Genomic DNA, 19,124 nt, shown 5'->3' with positions numbered 1-19,124 from the left:
AGAGGCGTGGGCGCCTTCTGTCGCCATCAAGACGACACGAGGCCATCATGATCCGTTTTCTCTACGCTGACCAGTTGTCCCAGTTCCCGATTCTCGCCGATTCGATGTTCAAGGATCGCGCAGCCCAGTTCAAGCATCGGCTTGACTGGGAGGTTACTGTCGATGAGAACGGTTGGGAGATGGATCAATACGACGTTCTCAATCCGCTCTACATCATCGTCTCGTCTCCCGACGGCCGCCATGCCGGCTCGGTCCGGATCATGCCGACAGTCGGGCGGATCATGACGAACGAGCACTTCCTGCACCTGACCGGCGGCGTGCGCATCGCCAGCCCGCTGATCTGGGAATGCACGCGCTTCTGCCTCGCCCCCGACGCGCCGATCGGCGTCGCGGCCGCGCTGCTCGCCGCCGGCACGGAGATGGGCATCCGCTTCGGCATCGAGCAGGCGCTCGGCGTGATCTATGCCAAGACCGTGCCGATCTACCGCCGCATCGGCATCGCGCCGGACATCATCGGCACCGACGGCAACGGCCGCGACGCGATCAGCGTCGGCCTGTGGCCGATGACCGAGGAGGCCCGCGCCGACATCTCGCGCAAGTCCGGCATCCCGCTCTCGGTCATGGCCGACTGGTTCGACGCCTCGTTCCCGGAGCACGCCGCCCCCACCGGCGAACGCCTCGCCGCCTGACGCTGGCGCACGCTCACTCCAGCCGCTAGGGAAGCGGCATGGAGTTCTCCGAAGATCAGGCGCGGGCCGATGCCCGGATCGAGTCAGCGCTCATGGCCTCGGGCGTCGACCTGCCTGGCGCGGCGCTGCTGCCGGAGGGTGGCGGGCCGCAACCGACGCTCGCGGTGATCGGCAAGGCCGGGTCTGGCAAGACCATGCTGCTGGCGCAGCTGGTGCGCCGGCTGATCGCCGCGGGCGTCGAGCCCGTGTCCGCCGACTACGAGAGCCGCAAGGCGCGGCTGAAGCGCACGCTCGCCGTGCTTGCGCCCACCAACAAGGCGGCGAGCGTGCTGCGCTCCCGCGGGGTGCCGGCGACGACGATCCACCGCATCCTCTACACGCCGCTCTACGATCCCGAGTACGAGGCGATCGCCGAGTGGCTGACCGGCAAGGGCGACCGGCCGAAGGTCGAGGGGCTGACCGACGCGGCGCTCGATCGTGCGTTTGCCTTCTACCAGACGCACCCGTCCGTCCCGGGCGCGCTCGCCACCGCCGGACTGCGCGGATCGGACTTCATCAAGGGGTGGAAGCGGCGGGAGGAGCCGCTCGACATCGGCTTCGTCGACGAGGCCTCCATGCTCGACGATCGCCTCCATTCCGACCTCCGCGAGCTGTTCGGGACCCTCGTCCTGTTCGGCGATCCGGCGCAGCTCGCCCCCGTCGGCACCTCCGGCGCCATGGTCTTCGACGGCCTGCCCGAGGACGCGCGGCTGGTCCTGCACCGCATCCACCGGCAGGCGGCCGACAACCCGATCCTCGACCTCGCCCATGCCCTCGCCGATCCGGCGCTCGGCTTTCGGGACTTCGAGGACCTGTTGCGCGAGGCGGCCGCCCGCGACGACCGCGTGGTGCTGAGCCAGCGGGTGGACGCCGCCGCCATGTCGCGGGCGCCGGTGCTGGTCTGGCGCAACGCGACCCGCGTGCGCCTCATCAACGCCTTCCGCCTCGCCTATGCCGCGCCGTTCGACGCGCTGCTCCCCGGCGAGCCGCTGGTCTGCGACGGCATCGAGCTGCCGTTGAAGCACCGCAAGCGCCGGATGGATCTCGAGGCGCGCGGGCTCATCAAGGGCGCGCAGGTGATCTATCTCGGGCCGGGCAACCGCGCCGGCTTCTCGCGCCTGCACGTCGTCGGCGCCGAAGACCCCCGCGTCGGCGTCGCCTCGATCATCCAGATCGAGGCGCCCGAGCAGGACGAGCCCACCATCGTCTCCGCCGCCTCGATGGGCGCCGTGTTCCTGCATGGCGCGGCCGTGACGATCCACAAGGCCCAGGGCTCGCAGTGGCGCGAGGTACAGGTGTTCGGCCCCGACCTCTACGCCGCCGCGCAGTCGAACCGCCAGGAAGCGGGCCTGCCGCTCTGGAAGCGCCTCGCCTACGTCGCCATCACCCGGGCGGAGGAACGCCTGCACTGGATCACCCGCTATGCGATGGCCAGGCCGGCGGCGCCGCTCGGCATCGACGACCTCTCGCGCGAGGCGGCGCCCCTGCAGCTCGAGGCGGAGTGATATGGGACTGCGCGTCGATGCCCTCTCCTGTGCCCGCGGCGGACGCATCGTGCTGCGCGATGTCGGCTTCACCGTTCCAGACGGCGAGGTGGCGATCCTGCGCGGCCCGAACGGCGCGGGCAAATCCACCCTGCTCCGCGCGCTCGCCGGTCTGGTGCCGCATGGCGGCCGGGTGGAGGTCGACGGCCGCTCGCCCGACCGCGACACACGATCGGAACTCTTCGCCTATGCCGGCCATCTCGACGCAGTGAAGCCGCAGCTCACCGTGCTGGAAAACCTCCGGTTCTGGGCCACTGTCCTCGGCGGCGCCCCCGGGCCGGCGCTCGACGCCTTCGGCCTCACGCGGATCGCCGACCGGCCGGCGCACCTGCTCTCCGCCGGTCAGCGGCGCCGCCTCGGGCTCGCCCGGCTGCTGCTGGCGCCGCGCCGGGTCTGGCTGCTCGACGAGCCGACCGTGGCGCTCGACGCCGACGCCATGCTGGCGCTGCTCCATGCCGTGCGCGGACACACCGCCCGGGGCGGGGTCGCCGTCATCGCCACCCACGGGCCGATCGGCGTGCCGGTCGACATCCGCATCGAGCTGTCGGCCGAGGCGGCGCAGGCCGCCGGTGCCGCCTCGGATCCGTTCCTCGCGGGCGCCTGGACGTGAGCGCGGCGCGCGCCCTGCTCGTGCGCGAGCTGGCTCTGGCGCTGCGCTCCGGCGGCGGCGCCGGGCTCGGGCTCGCGTTCTTCCTCACCGCCGTGCTGCTGGTGCCCTTCGGCGTCGGACCGGAGGGCGAGCGGCTCGCCACCGTCGCGGTCGGCACGCTCTGGGTCGCGGCATTGCTGGCGGCGCTGCTGTCGCTCGACCGGCTGTTCCAGGCCGACGCCGAGGACGGCACCCTCGACCAGCTCGCGCTCGCCCCCCTGCCGCTGGAGGCGCTGGTGGCGGTGAAGGCGGCCGGACACTGGCTCACCACCGGCCTGCCGCTCGTCGTCGCCGCCCCGCTGCTCGGCCTCACCCTCAACCTTGCGCCGTCCGCGATGCCCTGGCTCGTCGCGAGCCTCGCGCTCGGCACGCCGGCCCTGAGCTTCCTCGGGGCGGTCGGCGCGGCGATCACCGTCGGCGTGCGTCGCGGCGGGCTCCTGCTCTCGATCCTCGTCCTGCCGCTCTACGTGCCGACCCTGATCTTCGGGGCGCGCGCCGCCACGGCCGCGGATCCGTGGCCGGCCCTGCTCCTGACCGCCGGCGTGACGCTGCTCGTGCTGGCCGGCGCCCCCTTCGCCGCCGCGGCCGCCCTGCGCGTCAACCTGCGCTGAGAGGCTGCAACCGGGCGTTGCTTGAAGCCGGGCCGGCTGCGGCCTAACTGTCGCAATAGGACGCTCTCGGCCGATTTCGCTTGAAATCCCGAGGCGACGGCATCATTTTCCGCGCGCGCAAAGACGGGCCCCGTTCGCGCGCGCCTTTGCAACTGTATCGGACACCAAATGGCCAAGGAAGAGCTTCTGGAATTTCCCGGGGTCGTGACCGAACTTCTGCCCAACGCGACCTTTCGGGTGGAGCTCGAGAACGGCCACGTCATCATCGCCCACACCGCCGGCAAGATGCGCAAGAACCGCATCCGCGTGCTCGCCGGCGACAAGGTACAGGTGGAGATGACTCCCTACGACCTGACCAAGGGCCGGATCAACTACCGCTTCAAGTGAGACCGTAAGTGAGCGAAAGACCGCGGCTGATCCTCGCCTCGGCGAGCCCCCGCCGCCTCGAGCTCCTCGCGCAGGTCGGCATCCGGCCCGACGCGACCCTTCCCGCCGACATCGACGAGACGCCCCTGCCCCGCGAACTGGCGCGCGCCTGTGCGCTCCGCCTCGCTGCGACCAAGGCCGAGGCGCTCCCCGGGGACGACGCGGTGGTGCTTGCCGCCGACACCATCGTCGCGGTCGGCCGCCGCATCCTCGGCAAGCCGGCGGACGCCGCCGAGGCGCAGGCGTTCCTGCGCCTGCTCTCCGGCCGCCGCCACCGCGTCACCACCGGCGTTGCCGTGCGCGCCGGCGGCCGCACCCGCCTGCGCGCCGTCGAGACCGCCGTCCGTTTCAAGCAGCTCGACGCCCGCGAGATCGCCGCCTATCTCGCCAGCGGCGAATGGCAGGGCAAGGCCGGCGGCTATGCCATCCAGGGCCGCGCCGGCGCGCTCATCCCGTGGATCGGCGGCTCGTATTCCAATGTCGTCGGCCTGCCGCTCACCGAGACGCTGAACCTGCTCGGCGCTGCCGGCATCCACCCGGAGCCCGCCGCATGAGAGGCCGCCAGATCCTGATCGAGCCGCTGCCCAAGGGCGGCCACGCCGCGGCGCTGATGGTCGACGGCCGGCTCGAGGACCTGCTCGTCGACCCCGATCCCGCCGATCCGACGCCGCGGCCGGAGGCGATCTTCCGCGCTATCCCGGCCCGGCCGATGAAGGGCCTCGGCGGCGTCATGCTCGACCTCGGCGCCGGCCGCACCGGCTTTCTGCGCGGCCCGAAGCTGCCTGCGCCCGGCCGCTCCCTGCTCGTGCAGGTGACGGGCGTGGCCGAGCCCGGCAAGGCGCAGCCGGTGTCCGCCCGCCCGATCCTGAAGGCGCGCCACGCCATCCTCACCCCGGGCGCCCCCGGCATCAACGTCGCGCGCAGCCTGCGCGACCCCGACCGCCGCGCCGCGCTCGAGGCGCTCGGCACCGCCGCCATGGCCGGGGCCGAGGCCGACCTCGGCCTGATCCTGCGCACCGCCGCGATCGAGGCCCCCGACGACCGCATCGCCGCCGACATCGCAGCGCTCCGCGCCGAGTGGGCGGGCCTCGCGCCCGCCGGCGCCCCCGGCCTGCTGCGCCCGGCGCCCGGCGCCCGCGACGAGGCGCTGCGCGAGTGGCGCGAGCCGGGCGATCCGGTGCGTGACGCGCCGACTGCCTTCACCGAGGCCGGCATCTGGGACGAGATCGACGCGCTCCGCCGCCCGGAGGTGCCGCTCGCCGGCGGCGGCTTCATGGCGATCGAACCGACCCGCGCGCTCGTGGCCGTCGACGTCAACACCGGCGGTGACACCAGCCCGGCCGCCGGGCTCAAGGCCAACCTTGCCGCCGCCACCGAACTGCCGCGCCAGCTGCGCCTGCGCGGCCTCGGCGGGCAGATCGTCGTCGACTTCGCGCCGATGCCCCGGCCCGAGCGCGTCCGGGTCGAACGCGCGCTCGCCCACGCGCTCCGCACCGACGGGATCGACACCACGCTCGTCGGCTGGAGCCCCCTCGGCCATCTGGAATTGCAGCGAAAACGAGCGCGTCAACCGCTCGCATCCGTCGCGAGAACATGACAGACTGAACCGCATGTCACAGTCCCGCATGAGCCTCACGGCCGCCGGATCAGGCCAGCTAAGGTGCGTCGACTGCACGATCCGCCTGCGCGCGGTCTGCGCCCACGCCGACGCGACGGCGCTGGCCGAACTGGAGCGGATCAAGCGGTATCGCAGCTACGCCTCCGGCCAGACCATCACCTCGTCGGGCGACGAGCCGAGCGTCGTCGGCTCCGTCGTCGAGGGGGTGGCCCAGATCTCCACCCTGCTGCCCGACGGCCGGCGGCAGATGGTGGGGCTGCTGCTGCCGTCGGATTTCGTCGGCCGGCCCGGACGGTCGCGCATCGACTACGACATCGTTGCCGCCACGCCGGTGACGCTCTGCACCTTCCGCAAGGCCGACTTCGAGCGGCTGCTTGCGGCCAATCCGCTGATCGAGCGGCGGCTGCTCGCCATGATGCTCGACGAGCTCGACGCCGCCCGCGAGTGGATGACCCTGCTCGGCCGCAAGAGCGCCCGCGAGCGGGTGGCAAGCCTCGTGCTGATGATCGCGCGACGCGACGCGGCCCTGGTCGGCGGCGATTCCGCGGACGGACAGCGGGTGCCCCTGCGCCTGACCCGGCAGGCGATCGCCGACTATCTCGGCCTCACGATCGAGACCGTCAGCCGGCAGTTCGGTGCCCTCAGCCGCGACGGTCTCGTGGCGCTCGGCACCCAGCGCGCGCTCGACATCCTCGACCTCCACGGTCTCGAGACGGCGGCCGGCGAGGCCGTCTGACCCCGCCGACGCCGGCCGGACCCGCGGACGCGAGAATCCGTCGCCGCCCGGACGTGCTCGCCACGGGCGCGGTCGCTGCATCGACGATCACGGTCCCTTGATCTGAGTCAATGATCACACCCCGCGCCCGTGCGAGCGAACGAGATGGCGGGCCTGCGAGTGGCCCGCGGCTCGGGGGACGTCATGTCTGACGCATTGAAGATTACAGGCTGGGGCCTGCTCATCCTGTTCTTCGCCATGGGGGCGAACTGGGGCGAGGATGTCGCCTACCGGACGCACGCCCTCCTGCTGATGGCGCTGGCCGCCGTGATGTTCTTCTGGACGATCAGCGTCGCCGGAAAGGGCCCGAAGGACCCGGACGGCCCGACGCCCGCCACCGGCTACATGGACGAGGTGGTACGCTACGGCGTGATCGCCACCGCGTTCTGGGGCGTCGTCGGCTTTCTCGCCGGGGTCTACATCGCCTTCCAGCTGGCGTTCCCGCTGCTGAACTGGGATCTGCCGTGGACGAGCTTCGGCCGCCTCCGCCCGCTGCACACCTCGGCGGTGATCTTCGCCTTCGGTGGCAACGCCCTGATCGCGACGTCGTTCTACGTGGTGCAGCGCACCTGTGCCGTCCGGCTCTGGGGCGGCAAGACGGCGTGGTTCGTCTTCTGGGGCTACAACCTCTTCATCGTGCTCGCCGCCACCGGCTACCTGCTCGGCCAGACCCAGTCCAAGGAGTACGCCGAGCCCGAGTGGTACGTCGACCTCTGGCTCACGATCGTCTGGGTCGCCTACCTCGCGGTCTTCCTGATGACGATCGTGAAGCGCAGGGAACCCCACATCTACGTGGCGAACTGGTTCTACCTCGCCTTCATCGTCACCATCGCGATGCTGCACGTGGTGAACAACCTCGCCATCCCGGTGTCGATCTGGGGCTCGGAATCGGTCATCGTCTTCCCCGGCGTGCAGGGCGCCATGGTGCAGTGGTGGTACGGCCACAACGCCGTCGGCTTCTTCCTGACCGCGGGCTTCCTCGGGATGATGTACTACTTCATCCCGAAGCAGGCCGGGCGGCCGATCTACAGCTACAAGCTGTCGATCATCCACTTCTGGGCGCTGATCTTCCTCTACATCTGGGCCGGTCCGCACCACCTGCACTACACTGCCCTGCCCGACTGGGCGCAGGTGCTCGGCATGGTGTTCTCGATCATCCTGTGGATGCCGAGCTGGGGCGGCATGATCAACGGCCTGATGACGCTGCAGGGCGCGTGGGACAAGCTCCGCACCGACCCGATCCTCAGGATGCTCGTCGTCGCCGTCGGCTTCTACGGCATGGCGACCTTCGAGGGGCCGATGATGTCGATCCGCGCGGTCAACTCGCTCAGCCACTACACCGAGTGGACGATCGGCCACGTGCATTCCGGCGCGCTCGGCTGGAACGGGATGATCACCTTCGGCGCGCTCTACTATCTCACGCCGCGGCTCTGGGGCCGGGAGCGGCTCTATTCGCTCAGCCTCGTCTCCTGGCACTTCTGGCTCGCGACGATCGGCATCGTGCTCTACGCCGCGTCCATGTGGGTCGGCGGCATCATGCAGGGCCTGATGTGGCGCGAGATCGACGATCAGGGCTTCCTGGTGAACTCGTTCATCAACTCGGTGGCGGCGATGCACCCGATGTACGTGGTGCGCGCGCTCGGCGGCACGATGTACCTCGCCGGCGGCCTCATCATGGCCTTCAACCTCTGGCAGACGATCGCCGGCGCGGGCGCCGCCCGCACCCCCGACCCTGCCTCTCTGCCGGCCGAGTGAGGATCGACCCATGTTCATGAAGCTTCACAAGTGGGCCGAGACCAACGCCTTCGCCCTTCTGGTGCTCAGCCTCGTCGTCGTGTCGGTCGGCGGCCTGGTGCAGATCGTGCCGCTGTTCTACCTCGACAACACGATCGAGAAGGTGGACGGCATGCGCCCCTACAGCCCGCTGGAGCTGGCGGGCCGCGAGAATCTACGTGCGGGAAGGCTGCTACGTCTGCCACAGCCAGATGATCCGCGTCATGCGCGATGAGGTCGACCGCTACGGTCACTACTCGCTCGCGGCCGAATCGATGTACGATCACCCGTTCCTGTGGGGCTCGAAGCGCACCGGGCCGGACCTCGCCCGCGTCGGCGGCCGGTATTCCGACGACTGGCACGTCGCGCACATGCACAACCCGCGCGATCTGGTGCCGGAGTCGATCATGCCCGCCTATCCGTGGCTGGCCGAGACGCCGCTCTCGCCCGACCGGATCGCCCGGGTGATGGCGACGCACCGCGAGACCGGCGTGCCCTACACCGACGAGATGATCGCGAACGCCGCCGCCGACTTCCGCACGCAGGCGAACCCCGACTCGGGCGATGTCGACGCGCTGCTCGCCCGCTACCCCAAGGCGCAGGCACGCAGCTTCGACGGCCAGCCGGGCGTGAGCGAGCTCGATGCGCTGATCGCCTACCTGCAGATGCTCGGCACGCTGGTCGACTTCTCGACCTTCGAGCCGGAAGCCAGCCGCTGACCGAGGACGCCATGGAAAGATACACCCTCCTCCGCCACCTGGCCGACAGCTGGGGCCTGCTCAGCATGGTTGTCTTCTTCGGCGGCATCACCCTGTGGATCTTCCGCCCCGGGGCGCGTTCGGTGCAATCCGAGGCGGCCATGCAGATCTTCCGCAACGACGACCACCCAAAGGACGACTCCGATGGCCGATAAGCGCGAGGTCGACGAGGCGACCCAGACCGAGACGACCGGCCATGAATGGGACGGGATCAAGGAACTCGACACGCCCATGCCGAAGTGGTGGCTGTGGACGCTCTACGGCACCATCATCTGGGGGGTGATCTACACCATCCTCATGCCCGCATGGCCGCTGGTCAGCGGCGCGACCCCGGGTCTGCTCGGGTATTCCAGCCGGCAGAACGTCGCGGCCGAACTTGCCACCGCCAGCGCGGCGAATGCCGCGCTCGACGAGCGGCTCGTCTCGGGAGACCTCGCCGCCGCCGCCAAAGACCCGGAGCTGCTGCGCTATGCCACCGCTGGCGGTGCTGCGGTCTTCCGCAACAACTGCGCCCCCTGCCACGGCGCGGGCGCGGGCGGCGTGATCGGCCACTATCCCAACCTGCTCGACAACGACTGGCTCTGGGGCGGCGACGTCGAGACGATCCAGCAGACCGTCACCCACGGCATCCGCTTCGATGCCGACGACGAGACGCGCGTCGGCGAAATGCCTGCCTTCGACGGCGTGCTCGAACCGGCGCAGATCGACGGCCTCGTCCAGTACGTGCTGTCGCTCTCGGGCCATGCCGAGGACCCGGCGCTCGCCGCCGCGTCGCACCCGCTCTTCGCCGACAACTGCGCCGCGTGCCACGGCGACGACGGCAAGGGGATGCGGGACGTGGGCTCGGCCAACCTGACCGACGCGATCTGGCTCTACGGCAGCGATCCGGCGACGATCCACGCCACGATCCTGCACGGCCGCCACGGCCAGATGCCGGCGTTCGGGGCCCGGCTCAGCCCGGCGGACATTGCCAAGGTGGCGATCTACGTCAACACGCTCGGCGGCGGCGAGTAGGCGCCGACGCACTCCTCCATCCGGCGCCCGGTGTCGGCGCCGGCCGGGCCGCCATCCTCGAGCGAGCGGCGCAGCCCCTCGGCGTCGAGCACCGTGACCGACCCGTAGCCCTGGGCGATCCAGCCCCGGGACGCGAAGCCTTGCAGCACCGTATTCACCTGCCGCCGCGAGGCGTTCGCCATGGTGGCAAGGTCGAGCTGCGTCAGCGGCACCCGCACCCGCCCGTCCCGCGTCGCCCGGAGCAGCGTCGCCGCGACCCGGCGCCCGGTATCAGGCTGCAGCAGGTCTTCCACCACCCGCAGCCACAACGCACCGTCATCGGCCGCGATCTCGCCGAACGCCCGGAGCGCGCGCGGCTCGGCAGAGACGATCGCCTCCATCGCCCGAAGCGGCAGGTGGAAGAGCACGGTCTCGTTGACCGCCCGCAGCGACGTCGCCCGCTGCGTCTCCCCGAAGAACGGCAGGGCCCCGAGCCAGGTGCCGATGCCGACATGCTGCACCAAGGCGCGCGGCAGCCCCACAGGCGCGACCGTCAGCACCACCAGCCCGTCGACCACCGCATAGACCCCGCCCGCCGGATCGCCCGGCCGAAATATTTCGCTGTTGGGACCAAACCGCTGCGGCAGGCCCCGACGCAGCACCTCGTCGGCGAGGGAGTCGGATTGATGCGACAGCCAGCCATGACCTCGCAGGACAGCTTCGCTCAATTCACGGATTCGAAGATCGCTCATGCCTTTGCCTCGCCAAGCGCAGATGGCGGAGCGGCCCCGCATCACTGCGTTATTGGCAAGAAACGTTCTGGCCGCCGTCCGGGTTCCCCATGCCGGCCCTGTGCCTGCGGCCCGGCACGGCCCGCCGGTCAGCGCCCGAGACGAAAGGCGTTTCCGGCACGCCGGCGCAGGTAGGAGCGGCGCAGGGCGGAGACCTCGAAGCAGACCTCGACCTCATCGGGACCGACCTCGACCGTGGCGCCACAGTGCCGGGCCACGGCCAGGAACGACCGATTGCCCGGCAGCGTGTACGCGCGGATCGTGCGCACGCCGCGCGGGGCCAGCAGATGCGCCGCCGTCTCGACAAGCTCGGTGCCGATGCCGCGCCGGCGCAGCCCGGAGTCGACGCTGATCCCGAGTTCCATCTCCCTGCCGGTGCCGACCAGTTCGGCCACCGCCCGCACGGCCCCGGGCCGCAGGAAGGGTGCCTTGAACAGCGGCCCGTCGAAGGCGAGCAGCACCACGCCGCCGCGCGAGCCGATCCGCTCCACGTGCCGCTCCAGCGCCGCCGGCCCCATCGTCGCGCAGAAGCGCATCCGCCGGTCATCGGGACTGAGCCGCAGATAGTGCTCCAGCACGACGGGCGCGTCCCGATCGACGGCGGTGCGCAGACCGAACCCGGAATGTCCCCGGCAGGGAATGGGGATCGGGTAGCCGATGAAGCTCATTTGCGGATATCCGAACGCCATCGCTGCGCTCCCACCGTTTCGAGTACGCGAAGATAGCGCCTTCCCCGTCTGATTTCATCCCGCATGTGCTAACGATATGTTGCGTTAGCGAGTGCCGCTGGAAATCTCTCCGCTCAGCGGCCGCGGATCCGTGGGTCCAGCGCGTCGCGCAGACCGTCGCCGATGAAGTTGATCGACAGCACGGTCATCGAGATGGCGAGCCCGGGCCAGATCACCCGCGCCGGCGTCAGGGTCATGAAGTTCGCTCCGTCGAACAGCAGCCGGCCCCACGTGGGAAAGTCCGAGGGAAACCCGAGCCCGAGAAACGACAGCGCGGATTCGGTGATGATGGCATTGGCGACCCCGAGCGTGGCCGACACCATGATCGGCGACAGCACGTTCGGCAGGATATGCCGCAGGATGATCCGCCGCGACGGCGCCCCCACCGACTTCGCCGCAACGACGAATTCGCGCTCCTTGATCCCGAGCACGTCGCCGCGCACGATCCGGGCGGTGTTCATCCAGCTGGTGATGCCGATGATGAAGACGATGAGCAGGAAGATCCCGGTCTCCGGCCCGAAGGCGGCGCGGAGCGTGTCGCGGAACAGCATGATGATGACGAGGAGCAGCGGCAGCAGCGGCAGGGCGAGGAACAGGTCCGTCACCCGCATCAGGATGCCGTCAAGCCGGCGGAAGTAGCCCGCAAGGACGCCGACCGTCGTCCCGACCACCAGCGAAATCAGCATCGCGGTAAATCCGACCAGCAGCGACACCCGGCCGCCCTGCAGCACCTGGGCGAAGATGTCGCGGCCGATGTTGTCGGTGCCCATCGGGTGCTTGAGCGTCGGCCAGCTGTTGCGGGCCTTGACGTCGATGTAGCTCGGATCGGCGTTCCAGATCCACGGCCCGGCGATCACCAGAAAGACGATGAGGCCGAAGATCACCACGCCGACCATGGCGCCGCGGTGGTGGCGGAACTGGAACCACACGTCGCTCCACAGGCTGCGCTGCGGCGTGTCGATCTCCGCGGGGGCGGCAACGGCGACGGTGGCCTCAGTCATAGCGGATCCGCGGGTCGAGGATGCCGTAGAGCACGTCGGCAATCAGGTTGAAGAGCACGATCAGCACGGCGAACAGAAAGGTCAGCGTCTGGACCAGCGGCAGGTCGGCCGACTGGATGCCCGAGATCAGGAGCTGGCCGAGACCGTTCACCCGAAAGATCTGCTCGGTGATGATCGCGCCGCCGAAGATGCTCGGCACGCCGAGCGCGATCACGGTGACGACGGGGATGAGGCTGTTCCGCAGGACGTGGACCAGCAGGACGGTCCGCTCGCCCATGCCCTTGGCCCGCGCCGTGCGCACGTAGTCCTGGCTCAGGTTGTCGAGCACCGCCGCGCGCATGTACCGGCTGATCTGGGCGGCGTTGTAGAGGGCGAGCACCGTCACCGGCAGGATCATCTGGCGTATCTGCAACCAGAGCGTATGGCCGTCGGTGACGCGCAGGTTGGTGTCGTAGATCGTCGGCAGCCACTGCAGCTTGACCGCAAAGATGACGATGAGCGCGAGCCCGGTGAAGAACGTCGGCACCGAGAATCCGACCATGGAGAACAGCGTGGCGAACTGGTCGACCCACGAGTACTGCCGGTAGGCCGAGATCACCCCGAGCGGGATCGCGATCAGCACGCCGACGAGATAGGCCAGCCCGACGACCCAGAGGGTCTGCGGCAGGCGCTGCAGGATCAGGTCCGCCACCGGCGAGCGGGTCTGCCAGCTGATGACCCGCAGCCGCTCGCCGGACCCGATGCTCCAGCCGGTCCACTTCTCGATCAGGGTGAGCGGCTCGTTGATGAAGAACTGCTGCAGCCAGAGCAGATAGCGCACATGGAACGGCTGCCCGAGGCCGAGGCTCTCGCGGATCTTCTCGCGCACCTCCGGCGGGATGGTGAGCGGCAGGTTCGACGTCGGATCGCCAGGCGACAGGTCGAGCAGCGCGAAGATGATGAAGCTGATGACGAGCAGCGTCGGGATGGCGAAGAGCAGGCGGCGCAGCGTGTAGCTCAGCATCGCGCCGCTCCGGCGCTCGGTATGGAACGGCGGCTCCGCAACAGGGAAGGCGCCCCGATCCCGCCGGCGATCGAGCCATGGCGGCACCTTGGGCGGCTCCCCCCTCCCCGCGCGCCGCTCACGCCCGCCGTCCGCGCAGCCCGTTCCGGTGCTTTTTCTCGGCGAAAATACTCCCGCCGGAGGCGTCCCGAACGCGCAACCCGCGCCGCGCCCTCACGCCCCGCGCGCGGCAGCCGACAACCAACCATGTCCAACGCCAGCACCTTCATTGGCTTACCCGCTGTTTCACGCGCGAAATCCCCCGACCTCACGCTTCGGGCGGCTCGGCCCGGTCCCCCGTGGGGCACCGGGCCGCGGACATCACTTCAACCGATACCAGTCGGCCGCGTTCCAGAGCTCGCTGTCCCAGGCGTTCATCTTCACGCCGCCGAGCGTCTTCGACGCCGCCGACAGGCGGCCGCGATGCACCAGCGGAATGATCGAGGGCGAATTCACGATCAGGTCGTTCGCCTTGATGATGACCTTCGCCCGCTCCTCGAGCCCCGAGGTCTTGGCCAGCTCCGCCATCGTCGCGTCGAAGTCCTTGTTGCACCAGCGCGAGGTGTTCCCGCCCTGCCACTGGGTGTCCGGCGCCGGGATCTCGCCGCAGGTCCATTCCCCGAGGTACTTCTCCGGGTCGGTGCCGTCGAACTCGTTCGCGTACATCTCGACGTCGGCATAGAACTTCTGCAGCGTGTCGGGCGAGCCCGGATCGCCGCCGAAGAACACCGAGGCGTCGATGTTCCTCAGCTCCACCGCGACGCCGATCTCCTCCCACCACTGCTTGATGAGGGCCTGTGCCGCCTGCCGGACCGAGTTGGTCGAGGTCTGGTAGAGGATCGAGAGCTTCTTGCCGTCCTTCTGGCGGATGCCGTCCGAGCCGACGGTCCAGCCCGCCTCGTCGAGCAGCTTCTTCGCGCCCTCGAGGTCCTGCGTCTTGCACCAGTCGTTGTTCGGCGAGACGTTCATCTCCGGCGCGGGGATGAAGTTGCAGGTCGACTTGCCGGCCTCGCCATAGCCGGTCTCGACGAGGATCTCCCGGTCGATCGCCAGCGACAGCGCCTTCACCACCCGCTCGTCGGTCAGGAAGGGATGCGGATGCGCGACCGTCGAGCGCTCGGCCCCGAGCGCCGGATCGGGATCGGTCTGGTTCACCTGCAGGCGTTCGAGCAGCGTGCCGAACGCCGAGAGCACCTCGCCCTTCCCGGCCGCCACCATCTGCGCGAGGATCTCCGGCTCGACCTGGGTATTCCAGGCGAAATCGTACTCGCCGGTCTCGAGCACCGAGCGCGCGGCACTCGCCGGATCGCCGCCGCCCTTGATGACCGCGGTCGCGAACGCGGGCTTGGCCGGGTCGCGATACTTCGGGTTCGCCTCCAGCGTCACCACGTCGTTGGCCTTGAAGTCCACCACCCGGAACGGCCCGGTGCCGATCGGATAGGTGTTCGCCTTGGTGCACTCCGGCGCCTTCGGCCCCAGGCAGTCGGCGAACTGCGCCTTCTGGATAATCGGCGCCTGCGCCCCGACGAGCGGCCCATAGGGGAACGGCTTCGGCACGTCGAACGTGACCTTGATCGTCCGCGGGTCGACCGCCTCGACCGACTTCACGTCGGAGAAGTTCGAGGCCTGGGCACAGCCGCCGTCCGGGTGGGTGCAGTACTGCCAGGTGAAGACCGCGTCGTCGGCGGTCACGGGCGTGCCGTCCGACCAGACCAGCCCGTCCTTGAGCTTCCAGGTGATCGTGAGCAGGTCCTTCGAGACGCCGCCGTTCTCGACGGTCGGGATCCCCTCGGCGAGGAACGGCACGAGGTCGCCCTTCTCGTCGTAGCGGGCGAGCGGTTCGAGCACGAGGCTCGCCGCCTGCAGATCCTTGGTGCCGTTCGACAGGTACGGCGTCATGATCGAGATCGCCTGCCAGTACAGGATGTTGAGCTGGCCGTCCGATCCGCGCTCCGCGAAGGCCGCCGGGGCCGACAGCGTGGCCGACAGGGCGGCGAGCGCCGCTCCGGTCATGAGGTGTCTGAGCTTCATCGGAAACGCTCCTCAGTTGCAGGACGGGCGCGCGCTCATGCCGCGGCCCTTGGTTGATCGCCGCCCGGGCCGGCACCGGGCCGGCCGGGGGCGACGGGGGTGTCGTGCAGGTGGCAGGCGACCCGCCGCCCGGCGCCGAGATCGCGCAGCGCCGGCACCTCGACGCGGCAGCGGTCGAAGACCCTGGGGCACCGGGTGTGGAAGACGCAGCCCGACGGCGGCTTGGCCGGGCTCGGCACGTCGCCCTTGAGGATGATCCGCCGGCGCCGGGCTTCGAGGGCGGGATCGGGGCTCGGCACGGCGGAGATCAGCGCCTCGGTGTAGGGATGCAGCGGCCGGGTGAAGAGCGCGTCGGTCGGCCCGGTCTCGGCGAGGCGCCCGAGGTACATCACCGCCACCCGGTCGGCGATGTGGCGCACCATCGAGAGGTCGTGGCTGATGAAGAGGTAGGTGAGGCCCAGGCGGTCCTGCAGATCCTGCAGCAGGTTCACCACCTGCGCCTGGATCGACACGTCGAGCGCCGCGATCGGCTCGTCGCAGACGATGAACTTCGGGTTCAGCGCCAGCGCCCGGGCGATGCCGATCCGCTGCCGCTGGCCGCCGGAAAACTCGTGCGGGTAGCGGTTGGCGAAGCGGCGGTTGAGGCCGACCGCGTCCATCAGCTCCATCACCCGCGCGCGGCGCGCGGCGCGCGGAAGGCTGGCGTGCTCGTCGAGCGGCTCGGCGATGATCGAGCCCACGGTCATCCGCGGGTTCAGGCTCGCCTGCGGGTCCTGGAAGATCATCTGCATCTCGGGCCGGATCGCCCGCAGCGCCCCGCCCTCGAGCCGGGAGATCTCGCGCCCCTCGAGGCGGATCGAGCCGGCGGTCGGATCGAACAGCCGCAGGATCGCCCTGCCCGTCGTCGACTTGCCGCAGCCCGAACTCGCCGACGAGCCCCAGCGTCTCGCCCGCGGCGATCTCGAAGGACAGGTCGTCGACCGCCCGCACCTCGCCCGCCCGCCGCCGCAGCACGCCGCGATAGATCGGAAAGTGCATCTTCAGCCCCTCGACGCGGAGCAGCGGCTCGCGAGGGGGCGGGTCGGCGACGTCACGCATCGCGCGGCCCGTCGGTTGCCGGATCCCACCAGCAGGCGACGTCGTTGCCGGCCGGCAGCGGGATGCGTGGCGGGTTCTCCCTGCGGCAGCGGTCGAGGACGTGGCCGCAGCGCGGGGCGAACGGACAGGAGGTCGGCGCCGCCATCAGGATCGGCGGCTGTCCCTCGATTGTGCGCAGGCGGGACTCCCGGCCCTCGGTGACGCTCGGCACGGTGCCGAGCAGCGCGCGGGTATAGGGATGCTGCGGCCGGGCGAAGACCTCCGCCACGGGCCCATGCTCGACGATCAGGCCCGCGTACATCACCATCACCCGGTCGGCGATGCCGGCGACGAGCCCGAGGTCGTGGGTGATCCAGACGATGCCGGTGCCGAGCCGCTCGCGCAACTCGCGCACGATCTCGAGGATCTGCGCCTGGATCGTCACGTCGAGCGCGGTGGTGGGCTCGTCGGCGATCAGCACCTTCGGATCGCAGGAGAGCGCCATGGCGATCATCACCCGCTGGCGCATGCCGCCGGAGAACTGGTGCGGATAGTCGTCGAGGCGGCGCTCCGCATCGGGGATGCCGACCAGCGCGAGCAGGCTCGCGGCGCGTGCGCGCGCGGCGGCCTTCGACAGGCCCATGTGCTTGCGGATGGGCTCCATGATCTGGAAGCCGACGGTGAAGACCGGATTGAGGCTGGTCATCGGGTCCTGGAACACGAAGCCGACCTCGCCGCCGCGCAGCGCGCGGATCTCCCGCGGCGTCATGTCCCGGACCTCGCGGCCCTGGTAGAGGATCGAGCCGCCGACGATCTCGGCAGGCGGCGACGGCAGCAGGCCCATGAGCGACATCATCGTCACCGACTTGCCCGAGCCGCTCTCGCCGACGACGCCGAGGATCTCGCCCTCCGCGACGGCGAAGCTGACGCCGTTCACCGCATGGACCGAGCCGTCGCGGGTCGCGAAGACCGTCCGGAGCCCGGACACCTCGAGAACCGGCGCAGGGCCATCAAGCATCCATCCCGCCCCTTCTGGTGCCCGGCCGGACCCGGCTGGCCGCTCTGCGATCGGAGGGCAAGTCTAAGCCCAGAGGTTCTTGCGCGACAACAGGGAACTGGCCGCCGGCCGCGACGGCCATATGAATGACCTGGCGACAACCGCGACGCGGCGAGCGGCCTTGACCCTGCGCCCCCCGGCCGGGACACTGGCGGGATGAGCGCCGCCCATGCGTCGCGCGCCGTCAGCGGCACCGCCGCCCGGTCGGCCAGCCGGGCAACTGATGCTGAAAGGGGAACCGCCGTGGCCGTCGTCAACCGATTTGCCGAACTCGCGCCGGCCATTGCCGACTGGCGCCGGGACATCCACGCCCATCCGGAAATCCTGTTCGACACCCACCGCACCAGCGCGCTGGTGGCGGAGAAGCTGCGCGGCTTCGGCGTCGACGAGGTGGTGGAGGGCATCGGGCGCACCGGCGTCGTGGGGGTGATCCGCGGGCGGGCGACCGGATCGGGGCGGGTGATCGGGCTGCGGGCCGACATGGACGCGCTCCCGATGCCCGAGGCGACCGGCCTCGCCCACGCCTCGCGCACGCCGGGGGCGATGCACGCCTGCGGCCACGACGGGCACACCGCCATGCTGCTCGGCGCGGCGCAGTACCTGGCCGAGACGCGGAACTTCGACGGCACGGCGGTGGTGATCTTCCAGCCGGCGGAGGAAGGCGGCGGTGGTGGCCGGGAGATGGTCGAGGACGGGCTGATGGACCGCTTCGGCATCGAGCAGGTGTTCGGCCTGCACAACATGCCGGGCCTGCCTGTCGGCGACTTTGCGCTGCGGCCCGGGCCGCTGATGGCCGCATCGGACACCTTCACGATCGTCGTCACCGGCCGGGGCGGCCACGGCGCCCTGCCCCATGCCACCGTCGACCCGGTGCTGGCGGCGGCGCAGATCGTCACGGCGCTGCAGCAGGTGGCATCGCGCAACGCCGATCCCCTGAAGCCCGCGGTGCTGTCGGTGACGAGCCTGCGCACCTCGAGCAACGCCTCCAACGTCATCCCGGAGGAGGTCGAGATGGTCGGCACCGCCCGCTCGCTCGACGACGAGACGCAGGACCTGATCGAGCGGCGCATGGGGGAAATCGTCGCCGGTGTCGCCGCGGCGCACGGCGCCACCGCCCGTTTCGTCTACGAACGCGGCTATCCGGTGACGGCGAACGCCGTGGCGGAGACCGAGTTCGCCGCGCGGGTCGCGGCGGACGTGGTGGGCACCGCCCGGGTCGACACCGACGCCCCGGCGCTGATGGGCGCCGAGGACTTCTCGTTCATGCTGAAGGCCCGGCCGGGCGCCTTCATCTTCGTCGGCAACGGCGACAGCGCGGGCCTGCACCACCCGAAGTACGACTTCAACGACGAGGTGATTCCCGTCGGATGCTCCTACTGGGTGCGGCTGGTCGAGGCGGCGATGCCGGCGGGCGGCACCACCGGCTGAACGTCCCCGGGGGGACGATCCAGCGGGGCTGTGTCGGAGTACCCCCTCCGGCATGAGCGGCAAGCGTGGCACTCACGGACTTCACGTCCGACGT

Annotated in this window: 18 protein-coding genes and 2 pseudogenes; 13 read left to right on the top strand and 7 right to left on the bottom strand. The window is 70.3% G+C overall.

Features of this window, described 5'->3' with window-relative positions:
- Window positions 1-47: 47 nt before the first annotated feature.
- The 12 genes and pseudogenes from QM699_RS04830 (at window position 48) to ccoP (ending at window position 9,896) form a co-directional block, all read left to right on the top strand.
- A complete protein-coding gene (locus QM699_RS04830) occupies window positions 48-689 on the top strand; it encodes an acyl-homoserine-lactone synthase (RefSeq protein WP_415010057.1) in 642 nt (213 codons plus the stop codon).
- A gap of 38 nt (window positions 690-727) precedes the next feature.
- Complete coding sequence (locus tag QM699_RS04825; RefSeq protein WP_415010056.1) at window positions 728-2,233, top strand: AAA family ATPase; 1,506 nt, start codon at window positions 728-730, stop codon at window positions 2,231-2,233.
- Between the two features lies 1 nt (window position 2,234).
- Complete coding sequence (gene ccmA, locus QM699_RS04820) at window positions 2,235-2,882, top strand: heme ABC exporter ATP-binding protein CcmA (RefSeq protein ID WP_415010055.1); 648 nt, start codon at window positions 2,235-2,237, stop codon at window positions 2,880-2,882.
- On the top strand, window positions 2,879-3,532 hold the full coding sequence (ccmB, locus tag QM699_RS04815; RefSeq protein WP_415010054.1) for a heme exporter protein CcmB: 654 nt from the start codon (window positions 2,879-2,881) through the stop codon (window positions 3,530-3,532). Before ccmA ends, ccmB begins: the two co-directional genes overlap by 4 nt.
- 168 nt (window positions 3,533-3,700) lie before the next feature.
- On the top strand, window positions 3,701-3,919 hold the full coding sequence (gene infA, locus QM699_RS04810) for a translation initiation factor IF-1 (RefSeq protein ID WP_290739457.1): 219 nt from the start codon (window positions 3,701-3,703) through the stop codon (window positions 3,917-3,919).
- An 8-nt stretch (window positions 3,920-3,927) separates the two neighbouring features.
- Window positions 3,928-4,512 carry a Maf family protein gene (locus QM699_RS04805; protein WP_415010053.1) on the top strand — a complete coding sequence of 195 codons (585 nt, stop codon included), beginning with the start codon at window positions 3,928-3,930 and terminating at the stop codon, window positions 4,510-4,512.
- Window positions 4,509-5,555 carry a ribonuclease E/G gene (locus tag QM699_RS04800; RefSeq protein ID WP_415010052.1) on the top strand — a complete coding sequence of 349 codons (1,047 nt, stop codon included), beginning with the start codon at window positions 4,509-4,511 and terminating at the stop codon, window positions 5,553-5,555. The genes QM699_RS04805 and QM699_RS04800 overlap by 4 nt, the downstream gene beginning before the upstream one ends.
- A 28-nt stretch (window positions 5,556-5,583) precedes the next feature.
- Window positions 5,584-6,312, top strand: a complete 729-nt coding sequence (fnrL, locus tag QM699_RS04795; protein ID WP_415010051.1) for a transcriptional regulator FnrL — start codon at window positions 5,584-5,586, stop codon at window positions 6,310-6,312.
- 183 nt (window positions 6,313-6,495) lie between these two features.
- The gene (gene ccoN, locus QM699_RS04790; RefSeq protein ID WP_415010050.1) at window positions 6,496-8,106 is read left to right on the top strand and encodes a cytochrome-c oxidase, cbb3-type subunit I; all 1,611 of its coding nucleotides are present in this window, start codon (window positions 6,496-6,498) and stop codon (window positions 8,104-8,106) included.
- A gap of 16 nt (window positions 8,107-8,122) precedes the next feature.
- Window positions 8,123-8,843 (top strand): annotated as a pseudogene (gene ccoO / locus QM699_RS04785) (cytochrome-c oxidase, cbb3-type subunit II).
- 11 nt (window positions 8,844-8,854) lie between these two features.
- Complete coding sequence (locus QM699_RS04780) at window positions 8,855-9,037, top strand: cbb3-type cytochrome c oxidase subunit 3 (protein WP_415010049.1); 183 nt, start codon at window positions 8,855-8,857, stop codon at window positions 9,035-9,037.
- Window positions 9,027-9,896, top strand: coding sequence for a cytochrome-c oxidase, cbb3-type subunit III (gene ccoP, locus QM699_RS04775; protein WP_415010048.1), 870 nt, complete (start codon window positions 9,027-9,029; stop codon window positions 9,894-9,896). The genes QM699_RS04780 and ccoP overlap by 11 nt, the downstream gene beginning before the upstream one ends.
- On the opposite strand, the gene QM699_RS04770 is transcribed toward ccoP, so the two are convergent.
- The 7 genes and pseudogenes from QM699_RS04770 to QM699_RS04740 all read right to left on the bottom strand — a co-directional run bounded on the left by QM699_RS04770 (window position 9,866) and on the right by QM699_RS04740 (window position 17,563).
- Complete coding sequence (locus QM699_RS04770) at window positions 9,866-10,627, bottom strand: Crp/Fnr family transcriptional regulator (RefSeq protein WP_415010047.1); 762 nt, start codon at window positions 10,625-10,627, stop codon at window positions 9,866-9,868. The genes ccoP and QM699_RS04770 overlap by 31 nt on opposite strands.
- Before the next feature lie 128 nt (window positions 10,628-10,755).
- Window positions 10,756-11,355: a GNAT family N-acetyltransferase gene (locus QM699_RS04765; RefSeq protein WP_415010046.1), complete on the bottom strand. Its 600-nt coding sequence runs from the start codon at window positions 11,353-11,355 to the stop codon at window positions 10,756-10,758.
- A gap of 113 nt (window positions 11,356-11,468) precedes the next feature.
- On the bottom strand, window positions 11,469-12,395 hold the full coding sequence (locus QM699_RS04760) for an ABC transporter permease (RefSeq protein ID WP_415010045.1): 927 nt from the start codon (window positions 12,393-12,395) through the stop codon (window positions 11,469-11,471).
- On the bottom strand, window positions 12,388-13,398 hold the full coding sequence (locus QM699_RS04755) for an ABC transporter permease (protein ID WP_415010044.1): 1,011 nt from the start codon (window positions 13,396-13,398) through the stop codon (window positions 12,388-12,390). The genes QM699_RS04760 and QM699_RS04755 overlap by 8 nt, the downstream gene beginning before the upstream one ends.
- 360 nt (window positions 13,399-13,758) lie before the next feature.
- Window positions 13,759-15,468: a peptide ABC transporter substrate-binding protein gene (locus tag QM699_RS04750; RefSeq protein WP_415010043.1), complete on the bottom strand. Its 1,710-nt coding sequence runs from the start codon at window positions 15,466-15,468 to the stop codon at window positions 13,759-13,761.
- A 35-nt stretch (window positions 15,469-15,503) separates the two neighbouring features.
- A pseudogene (locus QM699_RS04745) lies at window positions 15,504-16,566 on the bottom strand (ABC transporter ATP-binding protein).
- Window positions 16,559-17,563 carry an ABC transporter ATP-binding protein gene (locus QM699_RS04740; protein ID WP_415010042.1) on the bottom strand — a complete coding sequence of 335 codons (1,005 nt, stop codon included), beginning with the start codon at window positions 17,561-17,563 and terminating at the stop codon, window positions 16,559-16,561. Before QM699_RS04740 ends, QM699_RS04745 begins: the two are co-directional and overlap by 8 nt.
- 282 nt (window positions 17,564-17,845) lie before the next feature.
- Here QM699_RS04740 and QM699_RS04735 point away from each other — a divergent pair, with 282 nt between their 5' ends.
- A complete protein-coding gene (locus QM699_RS04735; protein ID WP_415010041.1) occupies window positions 17,846-19,030 on the top strand; it encodes a M20 aminoacylase family protein in 1,185 nt (394 codons plus the stop codon).
- The last annotated feature ends 94 nt before the right edge of the window (window positions 19,031-19,124 follow it).

The sequence above is a fragment of the Amaricoccus sp. genome, assembly GCF_047602525.1.
Taxonomy (GTDB): Bacteria; Pseudomonadota; Alphaproteobacteria; order Rhodobacterales; family Rhodobacteraceae; genus Amaricoccus.
The sequence above is the reverse complement of the archived record's forward strand: the minus strand, read 5'-3'. Positions and strand labels throughout refer to the sequence as shown.